General features: G+C 67.7%; 16 protein-coding genes. 13 read left to right on the top strand and 3 right to left on the bottom strand.

What is annotated here, in order from left to right; all coding sequences use genetic code 11:
- Window positions 1–80 precede the first annotated feature (80 nt).
- Complete coding sequence (locus BrevBR_RS00190) at window positions 81–263, top strand: peptidoglycan-binding protein (protein ID WP_332639585.1); 183 nt, start codon at window positions 81–83, stop codon at window positions 261–263.
- Here BrevBR_RS00190 and trpE read toward each other — a convergent pair.
- Complete coding sequence (trpE, locus tag BrevBR_RS00185; RefSeq protein ID WP_339999576.1) at window positions 260–1,774, bottom strand: anthranilate synthase component I; 1,515 nt, start codon at window positions 1,772–1,774, stop codon at window positions 260–262. The genes BrevBR_RS00190 and trpE overlap by 4 nt on opposite strands.
- On the bottom strand, window positions 1,771–3,702 hold the full coding sequence (locus BrevBR_RS00180; protein WP_339999575.1) for a peptidylprolyl isomerase: 1,932 nt from the start codon (window positions 3,700–3,702) through the stop codon (window positions 1,771–1,773). The genes trpE and BrevBR_RS00180 overlap by 4 nt, the downstream gene beginning before the upstream one ends.
- 133 nt (window positions 3,703–3,835) lie before the next feature.
- On the opposite strand from BrevBR_RS00180, the gene tpiA reads away from it, so the two are divergent.
- The 3 genes from tpiA to BrevBR_RS00165 all read left to right on the top strand — a co-directional run bounded on the left by tpiA (window position 3,836) and on the right by BrevBR_RS00165 (window position 6,884).
- On the top strand, window positions 3,836–4,585 hold the full coding sequence (gene tpiA, locus BrevBR_RS00175) for a triose-phosphate isomerase (protein WP_332639588.1): 750 nt from the start codon (window positions 3,836–3,838) through the stop codon (window positions 4,583–4,585).
- A gap of 140 nt (window positions 4,586–4,725) precedes the next feature.
- Window positions 4,726–5,142 (top strand): preprotein translocase subunit SecG, encoded by a 417-nt coding sequence (gene secG / locus BrevBR_RS00170; protein WP_332639589.1) that lies wholly within the window; start codon window positions 4,726–4,728, stop codon window positions 5,140–5,142.
- A gap of 89 nt (window positions 5,143–5,231) precedes the next feature.
- Entirely contained in the window at window positions 5,232–6,884 is a 1,653-nt protein-coding gene (locus tag BrevBR_RS00165; RefSeq protein ID WP_332639590.1) for a CTP synthase, read from the top strand.
- A gap of 186 nt (window positions 6,885–7,070) precedes the next feature.
- Here the strand turns inward: BrevBR_RS00165 and BrevBR_RS00160 are convergent, their stop codons facing one another.
- A complete protein-coding gene (locus BrevBR_RS00160; protein ID WP_332639591.1) occupies window positions 7,071–7,988 on the bottom strand; it encodes a LysR family transcriptional regulator in 918 nt (305 codons plus the stop codon).
- 113 nt (window positions 7,989–8,101) lie between these two features.
- Between BrevBR_RS00160 and BrevBR_RS00155 the strand changes: the two genes are divergently transcribed.
- The 9 genes from BrevBR_RS00155 to BrevBR_RS00115 all read left to right on the top strand — a co-directional run bounded on the left by BrevBR_RS00155 (window position 8,102) and on the right by BrevBR_RS00115 (window position 14,599).
- A complete protein-coding gene (locus BrevBR_RS00155; RefSeq protein WP_332639592.1) occupies window positions 8,102–8,287 on the top strand; it encodes a hypothetical protein in 186 nt (61 codons plus the stop codon).
- A 15-nt stretch (window positions 8,288–8,302) separates the two neighbouring features.
- Complete coding sequence (locus BrevBR_RS00150) at window positions 8,303–10,090, top strand: PHA/PHB synthase family protein (protein ID WP_339999574.1); 1,788 nt, start codon at window positions 8,303–8,305, stop codon at window positions 10,088–10,090.
- A 98-nt stretch (window positions 10,091–10,188) separates the two neighbouring features.
- Entirely contained in the window at window positions 10,189–10,698 is a 510-nt protein-coding gene (locus BrevBR_RS00145) for a helix-turn-helix domain-containing protein (RefSeq protein WP_332639594.1), read from the top strand.
- Window positions 10,695–11,021: a hypothetical protein gene (locus BrevBR_RS00140; protein ID WP_332639595.1), complete on the top strand. Its 327-nt coding sequence runs from the start codon at window positions 10,695–10,697 to the stop codon at window positions 11,019–11,021. Before BrevBR_RS00145 ends, BrevBR_RS00140 begins: the two co-directional genes overlap by 4 nt.
- Window positions 11,022–11,028: 7 nt before the next feature.
- A complete protein-coding gene (locus BrevBR_RS00135; RefSeq protein ID WP_332639596.1) occupies window positions 11,029–11,490 on the top strand; it encodes a hypothetical protein in 462 nt (153 codons plus the stop codon).
- A complete protein-coding gene (locus tag BrevBR_RS00130) occupies window positions 11,487–11,798 on the top strand; it encodes a hypothetical protein (protein WP_339999573.1) in 312 nt (103 codons plus the stop codon). Before BrevBR_RS00135 ends, BrevBR_RS00130 begins: the two co-directional genes overlap by 4 nt.
- Before the next feature lie 166 nt (window positions 11,799–11,964).
- Window positions 11,965–12,162 carry a hypothetical protein gene (locus BrevBR_RS00125; protein ID WP_332639598.1) on the top strand — a complete coding sequence of 66 codons (198 nt, stop codon included), beginning with the start codon at window positions 11,965–11,967 and terminating at the stop codon, window positions 12,160–12,162.
- 90 nt (window positions 12,163–12,252) lie between these two features.
- On the top strand, window positions 12,253–13,620 hold the full coding sequence (locus tag BrevBR_RS00120) for a DUF6880 family protein (RefSeq protein WP_339999572.1): 1,368 nt from the start codon (window positions 12,253–12,255) through the stop codon (window positions 13,618–13,620).
- 235 nt (window positions 13,621–13,855) lie between these two features.
- Window positions 13,856–14,599: a response regulator transcription factor gene (locus tag BrevBR_RS00115; protein ID WP_339999571.1), complete on the top strand. Its 744-nt coding sequence runs from the start codon at window positions 13,856–13,858 to the stop codon at window positions 14,597–14,599.
- Window positions 14,600–14,609: the final 10 nt, after the last annotated feature.

Genomic DNA, 14,609 nt, shown 5'->3' with positions numbered 1-14,609 from the left:
GACCCGCCAAGCGCATCGGCGCGTAAGTCTTCGTTAACCAAACTGTCCCGAACTGGGCCGGTCCAACGGGGAGCCGGGCCATGACCGACAAGACTATCGCCAGAGCCCGCGTTCTGCTGACGCCCGTCGCCGTCAAGGCCAATCCCTATGCGACCCTCGGCGCGGCCGCTCTCGCGGCGATGGCGGCGGTGTTGATGGCGGGCGTGGTAGTGCTGGGGCCGGGCGTGCGGTTCGACGAGACGATGGTCTCGACCCGGCCCTAGCGGTTGCCGAACGGATAGCGCCAGGCGTCTTCGGCGGCGCGCATCGGCGCCCGGGCCTTGGCCTGGGTCTCGGCGTATTCCGCGGCCGGATCACTGTCGGCGACGACACCTGCGCCGGCCTGGACGTGGATCTTGCCGTCGGCGAACAGGGCGGTGCGCAGGACGATGCAGATATCGGCCTCCCCGCCTGCGGAAATATAGCCGACGCCGCCGCCGTAGCCGACGCCGCGCCTGGTCGTCTCCAGTTCGTCGATGATCTCCATCGCCCGTACCTTGGGCGCGCCGGACAGGGTGCCGGCCGGCAGTGCGGCCAGCAGGGTGTCGACGGCGTCCAGTTTCGGATCGGCGTCGCCCTGTACCTCCGAGACGATGTGCATCACCGAGCTGTAGCGCTCGATGCGGAAGCTCTCGATGACCTCGACGGTGCCCGGCGCGGCGACACGGCCGACGTCATTGCGACCCAGGTCCAGCAGCATCAGATGCTCGGCCCGCTCCTTGGGATCGGCCAGCAGTTCGGCCTCGAGGGCCCGGTCGGCCTCGGGCGTCTCGCCGCGCGGACGGGTGCCGGCCAGCGGGCGGATGGTGACGCGGCCGTCCTTGAGCCGGACGAGGATTTCCGGGCTCGATCCGGCCAGCTGGAAATCGCCGAAGTCGAGGAAGAACAGATAGGGCGACGGGTTCGAGCGACGCAGCGAGCGGTAGAAGGCGAACGGATCGGCGCTCCACGGCGCGGCGAAGCGATGGCTGAGCACGACCTGAAAGATGTCGCCGGCGGCGATGTAGTCCTTGGCCCGCGCGACGAGCTCGCCGAAGCCCGCGCCGTCGACCGGCGAGGCGAAGTCCGCGACGGTGGTCTCGACCGCTGCGGGAATGGCCGGCAGGGGCGTGCGCAGGTCGGTTTCGAATGCGTCCAGTCGTCGAACCGCCGTCGCGAAGGCCGTTTCGGCGTCAGCGCCGCCGTCGGGATAGGCGGCCGAGACCAGCACGATCTCGTGGCGGACGGAATCGAAGATGGCCACCAGGGTGGGGCGGGTCAGGACTGCGTCGGGCAGGTCCAGCGGATCGGGGTTCGGCGGGCCCAGCGGCTCGAGCAGGCGCACCATGTCATAGCCGAAGACCCCGAACAGGCCCGCGGCCATCGGCGGCAGTTCGTCCGGCAGATCGAAGCGTGAGGCGGCCATCAGCGCACGCAGAGAGGCCAGGGCGTCGCCGTCCTCAGGGGTGTACCGGTCCCCGGCGATGGCGTCGCCGCGCGCCAGTTCAGCCCGGCCGTCGCGGCAGCGCCAGACGGCGTCGGGCTCACGGGTGATGATCGAATAGCGGCCGTTGACGGCGCCGCCCTCGACGGACTCCAGCAGGAAGGCGTGGGTCCGGCCATATCCGACCTTCAGGAAGGCCGAGACGGGCGTTTCCAGATCGTCGACCAGCCGGCGGACGACGACACGGGGAAGGCCGGCGGCCCAGCCTCGCTGGAAGTCGGCGAAGTCGGCCGCGTCGGCTCCCGGGCTCATTGACCCTGGGCGGGCGCCGGGGCGCCGGCGGCGGGAGCGGCCGGAGCCTCGGCGGGCAGACCCAGGGCGGTGCGGGCCAGGGCCTCGTCATAACGGGCCCTGGAGCGCTCGGCCGCCGTCTTGAGGGCCAGTTCGCCGACGGCGTTCACATTGTCGCCGGCCATGCGCTGACGGAACTGCTCGGCCATCGGCGCGGCCAGAACGGCCGGGGCGGGCGTGATCCGGTCGGTGCGGCCGATGACGAAGCTGTCGGCGGTGTTCTGCTGCGAGAACGTCTCGCCGCGACGGGTGCTGAACACGCCCTGGACGACGCCCTGGCCGTATTGCTGCACGGACTGGCGGTTCAGGCCCGCGCCGGTCTGGATCGTAGCGCCGGCGGAAGCGGCCACGGCAGCCAGGTCCTCGCCGCCGCGGACGCGGGCGGCCAGTGCGTTTGCGCGGGTGGTCAGCAGACGGACGTTCTCGCGCAGCACCCATTGCTGGGCCAGCGGGGCGCGGATCGACTCCAGCGGCGGCAGGGCGGCGGGCGTGACCTCGTCCACGCGGACGACGAAATACTGGCCCTGGCCCATGTCGATGACTTCGCTCTCACCGCCCTTGCCAAGCGTCCACATGGTCTGGACCAGTTGGGGCGGGAGCGGCGGGTTGATGTCCTGGCCGTTGCGCAGCTTGCCGTCCTGACGGATCGCCGGGACCTGGATGACGCGGGCGCCGATCTCGGCCACGGCGGCGTCCAGCGTCTTGCCGGCCTGACGCGCCTTCTCATAGGCCTCGACGCGGGCGTAGACGGCGGCGCGGGCGTCCTCGGCGCGCAGTTCCTGAATGACCTGCTCGCGCACGTCGGCCAGGGTCGCGGCGCGGCCCGGGGTGATGGCGGTCACCTTGGCGACCACGAAGCCGACGCTGGCCTGGACCGGGGCCGAGACCTCATTGGCGGCGAGGCCGAAGACAGCGGCGGCGATGGCGGGATCGCCCAGGGCGCTGCGCGGCGTGTCGACGTAGTCCGCGGGCTGGATGTTGTTGGCGGCGGCGACGGCGGCCGGGGCCTCGCCGGCGCGCAGGCGGCCGGCGATGCGGTCCGCGGCGGCGCGGTTCGGCGCCGTCAGGGTCACGAAGGTCCGCTTCTCGGGCAGGGACAGGGCGTCGCGGCGGAAGTTGAACCGTTCCTCGATCCGGGCCTCGGTAATGGCGGCGGGCGCGTCGCGATTGTCGAACAGGACCACGGAGGCGGTTCGGGACTCCGGCAGACGCAGCTCGGCGGCGTTCTGGTTCATGAAGGCGGTCAACTGGGCGTCGGTCGGCGCGCCGGCCGTTCCGGCCATGGCCTGGGTCACGGTGAACCAGCGCCCGTCACGGGTTTCCAGCGCCTGACTGGCCAGGATCGCGCCGTAAATCCGCGGCAGGCGCATGCCGCCGCCGAGCGCCGAGCCGTAGTGCTGGGTGATGTACTGGTCGCGCATCTGCGCTTCGAACATCTCTGCCGTGAGATTGTTTTCGGCCAGTTTGGACCGGTACAGGTTCTCGTCGAACTTGCCGGTGACCGAGTCGAAGAAGGCCGGCGCCTGGCGCAGCTGGCGCAGGACCAGCTCCTTGCCCGGGCGAATGCCGGCCTGCCATGCCCAGTTCAGGAAGCCGAGCTGCTGGGACCGCTGCTGAAGGAATTGGGTAAGCCCGCCGTCGCCGATCAATTCCTCGAAGGTCAGGGCGCGTCCGGCCTGCTGCTGGGACTGCTGCAGGATGCGGTCCATCTCGCCGCGGAACTCGGCCTGACCGACGCTGCGGTCCCCGGCGGTGACCACATGTTTCGGCCCGAGATTGCCCAGGACGTCCAGCTGGGTGCCCCCGGTGACGAGCAGCGCAAGCGCCAGAACGACAAGCAGCCCGACGGCCCATTTGGATTTGGCGAAGGTGCGGAACGCGGTGAGCATGGTCGATCCTGGCGGAATAGCGACGAGGGTATCGCTTGGCCTATAGGGCGTGAGCGACCCGCACGGCAAGACGATGGCGCGCAGAGCGCTCCGATGGCTTGGCTTGAGCGGATGCGCCGCATAGAAGGCGGGCATGAAACAATCCGTGAAGCTGGTCGCCGGCAATTGGAAGATGAACGGCCTGGGTGCGAGCCTGGGCGAGGTGGAGGCCCTGCGCGCCGCGCTGGACAAGGAGCCCGCGGGCTGCCGTGTCGCCCTGTGTCCGCCCGCCACCCTGATTGAACGAGTCGCGGCGGCGGCGGTCGGAAGCCCGATCGAGGTCGGCGGGCAGGATTGCCGGGCCGAGACACACGGCGCCTTCACCGGCGACGTCTCGGCGCCGATGTTGAAGGATGCGGGCGCGACCCTGGTGATCCTGGGTCATTCCGAGCGCCGTCAGGGCCATGGTGAAAGCGACCTACTGGTGTCGGCCAAGACCGAGACCGCCCTGGCCGCGGGTCTGGCCCCCATTGTCTGCGTCGGGGAGACCCTGGAGCAGCGCGAGGCCGGACGGGCGGCCGAGGTCGTGCGCGCGCAGATCATGGCCTCCCTGCCGCTGGCGCTGTCGGGCCGTGACTTCGCGGTCGCCTATGAGCCGGTCTGGGCGATCGGGACCGGCCTGACGCCGACGCTGGAGCAGATCGAGGAGGTCCATCGCGCCGCGCGGGCGGCGATGATCGAACGGCTGGGGCTGGGCGTCGCGGCGACGCCGATCCTGTACGGCGGCTCGGTGAAGCCGGACAATGCGGCCGAGATCCTGGCCGTTCCCGAGGTCGGCGGCGCGCTGGTCGGCGGCGCGTCGCTGAAGGCCGCCGATTTCCTGGGCATCATCCGGGGCGCCTGAGCCCCGGCCGTGTCGGGTCGGGAGGTCCCGCAGGGCCGACGACCACGGCTCAAAGGGAAAGCCTGTTTGCTCCTGCCCCGCATCAATGTTAGACGCCGCCGCTTGATCGGCGCGGTGTCGCGCCACACATATCGGCTGCCATGCTCCAGACCATTCTCCTCGTCGCCATGATCCTCATTTCGGTCGCGCTCGCCGGCGTGATCCTGATTCAGCGCTCCGAAGGCGGCGCGCTGGGCATGGGCGGGGGGCCATCGGGCTTCATGACGGCGCGCGGCGCGGGCAATCTGCTGACCGTGACGACCTGGTGGCTGGCCGGCGCCTTCTTCGCCTGCGCCATCGGCCTGACCATCCTGGGCAACGTTGAGCGCGCGAACCGTTCGATCGTGGACGCCGACGCCATCGGCGAGCTGATTGCGCCGACCACGCCGCAGACCGCTCCGGCCGCCGATCCTTCGGCCCCGGCCCAAACCGCCGCGCCCTCGCTGCAGGATCTGGAGTCGAGCCTGTCCGGAACGGCCCCGGCTCCGGCGCCCGCCCAACCCGCACCGGCGCAGTAAGGATGAGCGGGGACCTTATCCCCGCCTTCCGCTCCCGCCCTCAAAGTCTCCGCAAGTCGCCGCTCGAATCAGCGGTAGAGTGATCTCCCATGGCCCGTTACGTGTTCATCACCGGCGGCGTGGTTTCCTCATTGGGAAAAGGCCTCGCATCCGCCGCTCTCGGCGCGCTTCTGCAAGCGCGCGGCTACAAGGTTCGCCTTCGTAAGCTCGACCCCTATCTGAACGTCGATCCGGGCACGATGAGCCCCTATCAGCACGGAGAGGTCTTCGTGACCGACGACGGGGCCGAGACCGATCTCGATCTCGGTCACTACGAGCGCTTCACCGGCGTATCGGCGGCCAAGTCGGATAACATCACCACGGGCCGCATCTATTCGACCATCCTCGAGAAGGAACGGCGCGGCGACTATCTGGGCGCCACTGTGCAGGTGATCCCGCACGTCACCGACCAGATCAAATCCTTCTGCCTGACGCCTGCCCTGACCGACGAGGGTGAGGACGTGGACTTCGTGCTGGTCGAGATCGGCGGCACGGTCGGAGACATCGAGGGCCTGCCGTTCTTCGAGGCCATCCGCCAGCTCGGCCAGGACCTGCCGCGCGGCCAATCGTGCTTCGTGCACCTGACCCTGCTGCCCTATATCAAGACCGCCGGCGAGATGAAGACCAAGCCGACGCAGCATTCGGTCAAGGAACTGCGCTCGATCGGCATCCAGCCCGACATCCTGCTGTGCCGCTGCGAATTCCCGATCCCGCCCGAGGAGAAGCGCAAGATCGGCCTGTTCTGCAACGTGCGCGAAAGCGGCGTCATCCAGGCCATGGATTCAGCCGACATCTACGCCGTGCCGCTGGACTATCATCGCGAGGGGCTGGACGCCGAGGTGCTGGCCCATTTCGGCATGACGGATGCGCCGGCCCCGGACCTGTCGATGTGGGAGGAGATCGCCCGTCGCCGGCTCCATCCCGACGGCGAGGTCACCGTGGCCATCGTCGGCAAATACACGGTCCTCAAGGACGCCTACAAATCCCTGATCGAGGCGCTGCAGCACGGCGGCGTCGCCAACAACGTCAAGGTCAACATCGACTGGGTCGAGGCCGAGACGTTTGAGGGCGATCGCGAGGCCTGCGACGCGCGGCTTCAGTCCGCCCACGCCATCCTGGTGCCGGGCGGCTTCGGCGAGCGCGGCTCGGAAGGGAAGATCGAGGCCGCGCGCTTCGCCCGGGAGCGCAAGATTCCCTATTTCGGCATCTGTTTCGGCATGCAGATGGCGGTCATTGAGGCGGCGCGGAATCTGGCCGGGTATCCGAAGGCCTCATCGACCGAATTCGGCCCCACGACCGAACCGGTCGTCGGGCTGATGACCGAATGGACCCAGGGCAATCAGCGCGTCCTGCGCCAGCAGGGCGGCGATATGGGCGGCACCATGCGGCTGGGCGCCTATGACTCGACGCTGAAGCCCGGCTCGAAGATCGCGCAGATGTACGGCGCGACCACGATCAGCGAGCGGCACCGCCACCGCTATGAGGTCAACATCAACTATCGCGAGGCGATCGAGCAGAAGGGCGGCCTGACCTTTGCGGGCCTGTCGCCGGACGGGGTTCTGCCGGAAACGGTCGAGCGCGAGGACCATCCGTGGTTCATCGGCGTCCAGTATCACCCGGAACTGAAGAGCCGGCCCTTCGCGCCTCATCCGCTGTTCGCCGGCTTTATTGAAGCGGCGGTTGTGCAGAGTCGGTTGGTTTGACCGGAGGCGTAATGCCCTCAAAGAGTCGGCGATGCCGGCAGCGGACGCATACCTCGGTCCCCGGTTGGCTCCTGCTGTCGACGTAAATGTGACCCTTGCGGGCGCATCTCAGTGACTCGAACACAGCCGGTTCCCTCGCCTGCTTCTTAAAGAACAATGTTCTATTTCTTGCTGCGGTGCAAGATTTCAACGACGTGGGAGCTCTGAAGTTCCCTTGAACATGATCCTGTCAGCCTTGACGGCGTCAAGAATCATGGCCGTCACCGCCCTGATGCGAGCGAGCGGCCTCAGATCCGCATGCGTGACCAGCCACAGGCTTCGATCCAGATGGACGGCCTCGGGCAGGACGCGGCGCAGTCCGGACTCTCTCGCCGCGATGAAGTCTGGCAATACGCACAGGCCTGCGCCGGCCAAGGCGGCCTGCAATTGGGCGATCAGGTTTGAGCTTTGCAGGGCGACGTGGATGTCCACGTCGGGCGCCTGCATATAATCCAGCTCCGGCGCATAGAGCAGGTCGCCGATGTAGCCGATGAAGCGATGCCCGGCCATGTCGGCCCGGGTCAGGATCGGCGGGCGGGCGTCCAGATAGGAGGGCGCGGCATAGAGGCTCAGGCCGTAGTCGGTCAGTTTGCGAGACACCAGCCGACCTTCCCGGGGCGCGCTGAGAGTCACCGCGATATCGGCCTCCCGCTTTGACAGGCTGAGCACGCCCGGGATGGCCACCAGCTGGATATCCAGTCCCGGGTGCCGGTCGGCCAGGCGCGCCATCAACGGCGCCAGCACATAGCTGCCGAATCCCTCGGGTGCGCCGATCCGGACCGTTCCGCTCAGCGCCTGATCGGCCTCGCCCAGCTCATCGGCGGCGCGAATGGTCAGGCTCTCGATCTTCTCGGCGGTCGGCATCAGACGTTCGCCATGGGGGGTGAGCGCATAGCCATGCGGGCTGCGATCGAAAAGCTGGGCGCCCAGACCCGTCTCCAGCGCGGCGATGCGCCGGGCCACGGTGGTGTGATCCATGGCCACGCGCGCCGCCGCAGCGGTCAGCCGCCCGGTGCGGGCCACGGCCAGGAAGGCCCGCAGGTCATTCCAATTGAAGTCCGCCATTCGCGCTCTTCTGCAAAAATGCACAACGATTGCTCAAACCTTGGCATCGTCAGGACAGAAAAGCCATGAGATACCGCCGCTATCGGACGTGACCGGTTCAGAGGACTCCCGCCATGGCATTCGACGCCGCCGCCTACGCTCCCCACGCGCTGAAGCCGGTCATGCCGGTTTCGACGCTGATAGAGGCCGCTGACGAGCCATGCCCGATCTGGGCGGCCCAGAACCCGGACCGCGCCCTTGCGTTGCTGTTCGTGGCGCCGCGGGCCTGCGCCGCCGTTGACGTTCTCGTCTCCCTGTAAGCAAGGCATGCATCCATGACCGCCTCGCCGCCGCCCGTTCCGTCCCTGCCTGATCCGACGGTCGTGGCTGAAACCCTTACGACCCTGATGCAGAACGCCGCCGCCGCGGTGCGCACGACCATGGTCCAGGCGGCGACGCCGCAGACCCTGCCTTACGACCCGACGACGCTGGCGAAGGCGATGATCGATTTCAACGCCTCGGTTATGATGCGGCCGGCCACGCTGTTCGAGGCCCAGGCGAAGAACTGGAACGACTGGACCGCCCTGTGGCGGACCATGGGCGAACGGGCGATGGGGCAGGAGACCGCGCCGGTCGCCGCTCCGGCCAGGGGCGACCGCAGGTTCTCGGACCCCGCCTGGAGCGAAGAGCCGGTCTATGACTATCTGAAACAGGCCTATCTGCTGGCCGCCCGCCAGTTGCAGGCGTTCGTGGCGGCCGCGCCGGTCGATGAGGAGACCCGCGCCCAGGTCGACTTCGCCAGCCGCCAGATGATGAACGCCCTGGCCCCGACCAATTTCGCCCAGACCAATCCGCAGGTCGCGCGGCGCATGGTCGAGAGCGGCGGTCTCAGTCTGATGACCGGCGTGTCCAACCTGCTGGAAGACATCGGCAAGGGACAGGGGCTGGTCAGCCGCCGCGCGCCCAATGATTTCGAACTGGGCGTCAACGTCGCCGCGACCCCGGGCGCAGTCGTCTTCAGAAACGATCTTATGGAGCTGATCCAGTACGCACCGGCGACGGACAAGGTCTACCGCCGGCCGCTGTTGTTCGTCCCGCCGCTGGTCAACAAATACTACCTCTTTGATCTGACGCCGAAGGCCAGCTATCTGAAATGGCTGGTCGACCAGGGCCACACCGTCTTTGTCATCTCCTGGGCGAATCCTGACGAGAGCCACGCCGACAACGGACTGGACGCCTATGTGAAGGACGGGGTGATCGCCGCCCTCGACGCCGTCCAGAAGGCGACGGGAGAACCGGATGTCGATCTGGTTTCCTACTGCCTCGGAGGCACGCTGTCGGCGATGACGCTGGCGTATCTCGCGGCGACGGACAGCGCCGACCGGGTCGCTTCGGCGACCCTGATCGCAACCCTGGTCGACTTCGGCGACATGGGCGAATGGTCGGTGTTCACCGGCGAAGCCGACATGAGGGCGTTCGACCGTTATCTGGACGAGCGCGGCTATGTCGAGGCGCACGACCTGACCAGGCTGTTTTCGACGGTGCGGGCCAACGACCTGATCTGGTCGTCGGTGGTGAACCACTATCTGCTGGGCGACGAAGCGCGGGCCTCGGACCTGCTGTGGTGGTTCGACGACGGTTCGCGCATCCCGGCGCGGATGCTCAAGGAGTACGGCGCCCAGGTGCTGCGCGGAAACCGGCTCAGGGAAAAGGGCGGCGTGTCGATCGATGGCGTCCGGCTGGATCTCGGCGCGATCCGGACGCCGGTGATGATCGTGGCCCTGAAGGACGATCACGTCGCGGCCTGGAAGAATACCTATGCGGGCCGCCGTTTCTTCGGAGGACCGACGCGTTTCCTGCTCGGCGGTTCGGGGCACAACGCGGGCATGATCAATCCGCCCGCAGCCAACAAGCACGGCTACTGGGTCAACGACGCCGCGCCGGACGAGGCCGACGCCTGGCTGGCGGACGCAGAGCAGAAGGCGGGGTCGTGGTGGCCGGAATGGCAGGGCTGGCTCGACGCCGCCGCCGCCGATGAAAAGGTCAAGGCGCGCAAGGTCGGCTCGGGCAAGCTGAAGGCCGGAGAAGCCGCTCCGGGATCCTACGTCCGGGTCCGTCACTGAGAACTGATACGCCTCGCGCGTGCAATCCCGTAAATTTGGTTTAACCCTTCTCTTTCGAGTCAGCGGCTTAGGCCCTGACCGTGTGTAGAGGGTGGGGCATGGGCGACCGGCTATCGCGGCGGCAGCTGCAGTGTGTTCGATTGGCGGGGGAGGGGCTCTCCAACAAGGAGATCGCCCGGCGGCTGGGTGCGACCATTTCCCCGAACACCGTCAACAACCACCTTTCGAACGCCTACAAGCGGCTCGGGACGTCCGATCGCTACGAAGCCGTGCGTATTGTCTCCCGGGACTACCCGCTTTCCTCCTCGTTTGTTCCCGACCCTCTTTCCACCAGTCCGCCCCCGGCATTCCCTTCGTCTGCGCCGGAAGAACAGGCCGGCGCCCCAGGCGATCGCCCGGGCCCGTCCAGCTGGTTCCTCCCGCGTCCTGACAGGCGCATCCTGGTCCGGCTTGCTCTGGTCCTCGCGTTCGCAATGGGCGCCGCGATCGTGTCGATCGGAATCGTGTCTGTGATGGCGGCGACTACACGCACCGCCGCCGAACAGGCGCCGCCCGACGCGATCCGGACCTTGTCAGAACAAACGACCAGCGACGGAGCGGGGACGTGAAAAGAGCACAGGTTGGGGTGAGGATCGCCCGACAAATTCATACGACCGAACACGCCGTCGATCGAGCCATGGTGGCGGCGAGCGAGCTGTTGCAGGCGCTGCTCGACGGGCGGCGCGATGCGGCGCTGGGCGCGGATGTCGGCCATGCCGAGATCAGCGACGTGGTCGCCAGTCTGACGCAACTGAACGGGGCGCGAGGTCTGGTCGTCCGCAGTCATGGCGGCCTGGCCGAGGTCGCCGAGGCGCTCGGCATTGCGTGGCGGATGGAGGGCGGCCTGGAAGAGAAACGGCCAACATCTGTCCCGCTCGCCGCGAACGGCTGAGCTAACTGTGGCCGGTTACAGCCTGGCTCAACTCCTGGTGACGTTTGTGAGCTTCCTGACCCTCGGCCTTTTGCTGTGGTTTGGGCGGCTGGCCGAGCGGATCGCGGGAGTTGCGCTTCTCGTCGCCATGGTGGGGACGCCGTTCGTGGACCATCTCCATATCGGCGAGTTTCGCTACGGGGTCGCGATTCTGGCGGTCGGGCTTTTCGCGACGCTGATCGTGCTGGCGTTGCGGACCGATCGCTGGTGGCTGATCGCGGCGACCGGCGTTCAGCTGCTGTCCATCGGCCTCTGGGCGGCGACCCTGCTGGGCGATCTGCAGATCTGGGGCGCGGTTACGGTCCGCATCGTGATCTGGTGGCAACTGATGCTTCTCGCCCTTTTCGGCATTTGGGAGGCCCGCGCGGCCCCCTATGCCCGACCTTCAACATCAGCCGGACCCAAGGTCCGACCAGGAGCAACATCATGAAAGCCAAGCGCGCCTTCGGGCAGGCGATCGCGCTGTGGGAAGCCACGCGCCAGATTGATACCGACGCTGAATTCGTCACGCTGGAAGACGCCGAACGCGTAATCCTCGCCCATACTCCGACATCGCTCGCCGACGCGGCCACCATGCTCGAGGTGGTGATGGAGCAGAGGGGCGACGGCCGTAGCGACGGTCTGGATTTGCGGGCGATCGAGCGTGTGGTCTCATTGCTGCGCAGTGGCGGAGCCGTCAATGTGAGCGCGGCCCAGACCTCCGGTTCGGTCGTCGGCTTTCGCACCAGCCAGGCGTGAAGCGACGCTTCCGTCCGCGTCCGCGCCATAGCCTTCCGTCTCGGCGGAGCGATCGAAAAGGGTGATCGCTCCGGTCGCCATGGCGCCCTTGCATACTCATTTTTCGACCGGGGAACCTGAGCGGTATGAGGTCGTTTTCGCCTTCGGCTTTTGGAGGAGATACGTCATGCCGACCTATGTCTTTCACCTGCATGACGGTCCGTCCGTGCCGCCGCAGGAAGAGTCAGTGGAAGCGACGGACCTTGATCAGGCCCGGGATCTGGCGGAGATGCGGCTGCTGCTGGGCAACCAGTTCACGCACGTCGAAGTGTTCCTGAACGGCGAGGAACAGCTGAGACTGAAACGCGACGGCCGCAGTCGTTGAGGGTGGGACCGGCGCTGGAATCGTCGGCCGAATTCCGGCCCTGCAATGACTCACTTGCAACGGGCGGGCTTAGGGCGTCTTGACCTGGGCATGGCCAAACGCCCCGCCACCGGCAGAAAGACCCTGTCCGAAGCCAATCTGGCCGCGCTCGGCGCGGATCGCCTCGCCGCCTTGCTGATCGAGGTAGCGGACGGGGACCTGAAACGTCGCCTGCGCATGGAACTGGCCGCCGAGGTGGGGGCGCCGGACCTGGCGCTGGAACTGGACAAGCGCCTGAACACGCTCGCCGCCAGTCGGGCCCGGGTGTCATGGCGCAAGCGGCCCGAACTGCTCGCGGACCTTCAGATGCTGCGGCGAATGATCGTGGGGCGGCTCGGTCCCATGGACGGGAAGCTGGCGCTCGATCGTCTGGCGGCCTGGTTCGACCTCTATCCGTCTCTGGCCGCGCGGGTGAAGGATCCCAAGGGCGAGCTCACCCTGGTTTTCGATGCCGCTTCGGCGGACCTGATGTCATTGGCCTCGACGGTCGGCGCCGACGTCGCCGGGCCGCTGCTGACCGACGCCCTCTCCACCCGGCTGTCCGAATGGGCGTCCTGGGTGGGGCGCGGGGCGTCCGCCATGAGTCCGGCGCTGGCGAGACGGCTATTGAGTGATCTGACGACGGCCCGGCCTCGACCGACCGGCCGTCTGGCTCTCGTCGTGCGCAAGTTGGCTGACAGGGCTGGCGACATCGACGCGTGGATTCTGGCCATTCCCGACGACGATCGCCGCAAACCCGAGGTCGCCGCCGAGATCGCCAGACGACTGGCGCAGTGCGGTCGTGCGGCGGAGGCGCGCGGGGCGCTGGAAGCTTCGCGGATCGAACCTCCGCCGGCGAGTCGATGGGGCAGGGGCAAGGTCGCCGAACGTCCGGCGCTTCCGGACAGCTGGCGCGCCGCGGAGATCGCGGTCCTTGAAGCCGAGGGCCGCGCCGATGAGGCGACAGAGGCTCGCTGGAGCCTGTTCGAGCGTACCCTGTCCGAAGACACGCTGAGAACGCTTCTGGCGGGGCTGGCGGACTTCGAGGACGTCATCGCCCTGGACCGGGCATTCGCAATCGCCGCCGCCTTCGTGGATCCCATGAAGGGGCTGGCGTTCCTGATGAACTGGCCCGCACATCGGGAGGCGGCCGGGATGGTGCTGACCCGGCGTGATGAACTCCGGGGATCCGTCGATGACACGCCGTTGTGGGCGGCGAGGCTCGCTGGCCGCTATCCGGATGCGGCTGTCCTGCTTCTCAGAGCGCGAGCCCTGGCCCTGGTCCGGCTTGGCGACGGCATGACGGAGGAGGTCGACGGTCTGGTCGCAGAGGCCGAAGCCCTGGCCGGCGGAGCGGGCTCTGGAACGCTCGAAACTCACGCGGCCTTTGTCGAGGGTCTCAGGGTGCTTGCCGCCCCCCGGCGCCCTGTGTGGCGCTGAAAGGCGTCGCGTCGGCGCCGGCGGTCGTCGTCGCCATCACCATGTCCTCGGCTACCATCGGTAAACCTCGGCAAACATCGTCACCGGTCCGCTTGGCAGGCCGGGTCGTTGCGCGACTGTATGCGCAACAGGCATGCGAGGTTCGACGATGCACAGTTTGGACAGGCGTCCGTCATTCCGCGGCCGGGAACTGCCGACGACCATTCAGGTCGCCCCCCCGGTTCAGAACGAATCCATGGCCCACGCGCGCAAATGCGTGGTCCTGCTGGAGATGGAGGCGGGGGTTCGCCGCGATTTCGCGGTGACTGCGCTCCAGAGCGGCGGCGCGACCGTCATAGCGACCGTCACGGGGCAGCCGCTCGACAATCTGGACGCCGTCTTCGCGAGCAACGCCGTCATTCTGGACGGCTCGGCCTCAAATTACGACAGTCTCGATATCTGCCGGCGACTTGCCGAACTCAAGGGACCGCCCGTCATCCTGATGACCGCGTCGGACAATGAGGCCGAGCGCATAACGGGGCTGGAAAACGGCGCGGACGATTGCGTGCCGTCGTCAGCGAGCGCGCGCGAACTCCTGGCCCGCGTCTTCGCTCTCGTGCGCCGCAGCGGCCTGCGAGCGCCGGTCGAGGCGACGGCAGGCGCCGGTGCGGGCCCTCGCATTTCCTTCGCCGGCTGGTCGTTCTGTCCCACGTCCGGCGAACTGAGGGGACCCACCGGCCGGACGGGGTTCCTGTCGCGAACCGACCATGCGGTTCTTGCGGCCCTTGTCGAGCGTCCCCGTGCGATTCTGTCGTTGGACCAACTGGCTGAACTCATCGACGGGGAACCGTTGACCGAGGTCGCAAAGGTGGACTGGCGCGTGAGGATCTCCCGCCTGCGCCGCAGACTTGATCGCCTGGACAGGGGAGGGGGACTGATCCAGACGGTGCACGGGAAGGGTTACGTCTTCACGGCCGACTGCACGCGCGATCTCGCATAGTCACTCTGCG

The sequence above is a fragment of the Brevundimonas sp. BR2-1 genome, from assembly GCF_037626195.1.
Taxonomy (GTDB): Bacteria; Pseudomonadota; Alphaproteobacteria; order Caulobacterales; family Caulobacteraceae; genus Brevundimonas.
Note: the sequence above shows the minus strand (reverse complement) of the source record. Positions and strands in the feature narration are given on the sequence as shown.

Excerpts from the sequence above, each read along its gene's own strand:
- BrevBR_RS00160 (WP_332639591.1), bottom strand. The coding sequence starts at position 7,988 with ATGGCGGACTTCAATTGGAATGACCTGCGGGCCTTCCTGGCCGTGGCC.
- BrevBR_RS00145 (WP_332639594.1), top strand. The coding sequence starts at position 10,189 with ATGGGCGACCGGCTATCGCGGCGGCAGCTGCAGTGTGTTCGATTGGCG.
- BrevBR_RS00165 (WP_332639590.1), top strand. The coding sequence starts at position 5,232 with ATGGCCCGTTACGTGTTCATCACCGGCGGCGTGGTTTCCTCATTGGGA.
- BrevBR_RS00125 (WP_332639598.1), top strand. The coding sequence starts at position 11,965 with ATGCCGACCTATGTCTTTCACCTGCATGACGGTCCGTCCGTGCCGCCG.
- BrevBR_RS00150 (WP_339999574.1), top strand. The coding sequence starts at position 8,303 with ATGACCGCCTCGCCGCCGCCCGTTCCGTCCCTGCCTGATCCGACGGTC.
- BrevBR_RS00155 (WP_332639592.1), top strand. The coding sequence starts at position 8,102 with ATGGCATTCGACGCCGCCGCCTACGCTCCCCACGCGCTGAAGCCGGTC.
- secG (WP_332639589.1), top strand. The coding sequence starts at position 4,726 with ATGCTCCAGACCATTCTCCTCGTCGCCATGATCCTCATTTCGGTCGCG.
- trpE (WP_339999576.1), bottom strand. The coding sequence starts at position 1,774 with ATGAGCCCGGGAGCCGACGCGGCCGACTTCGCCGACTTCCAGCGAGGC.
- BrevBR_RS00115 (WP_339999571.1), top strand. The coding sequence starts at position 13,856 with ATGGCCCACGCGCGCAAATGCGTGGTCCTGCTGGAGATGGAGGCGGGG.
- BrevBR_RS00120 (WP_339999572.1), top strand. The coding sequence starts at position 12,253 with ATGGCCAAACGCCCCGCCACCGGCAGAAAGACCCTGTCCGAAGCCAAT.
- BrevBR_RS00190 (WP_332639585.1), top strand. The coding sequence starts at position 81 with ATGACCGACAAGACTATCGCCAGAGCCCGCGTTCTGCTGACGCCCGTC.
- BrevBR_RS00130 (WP_339999573.1), top strand. The coding sequence starts at position 11,487 with ATGAAAGCCAAGCGCGCCTTCGGGCAGGCGATCGCGCTGTGGGAAGCC.
- tpiA (WP_332639588.1), top strand. The coding sequence starts at position 3,836 with ATGAAACAATCCGTGAAGCTGGTCGCCGGCAATTGGAAGATGAACGGC.
- BrevBR_RS00180 (WP_339999575.1), bottom strand. The coding sequence starts at position 3,702 with ATGCTCACCGCGTTCCGCACCTTCGCCAAATCCAAATGGGCCGTCGGG.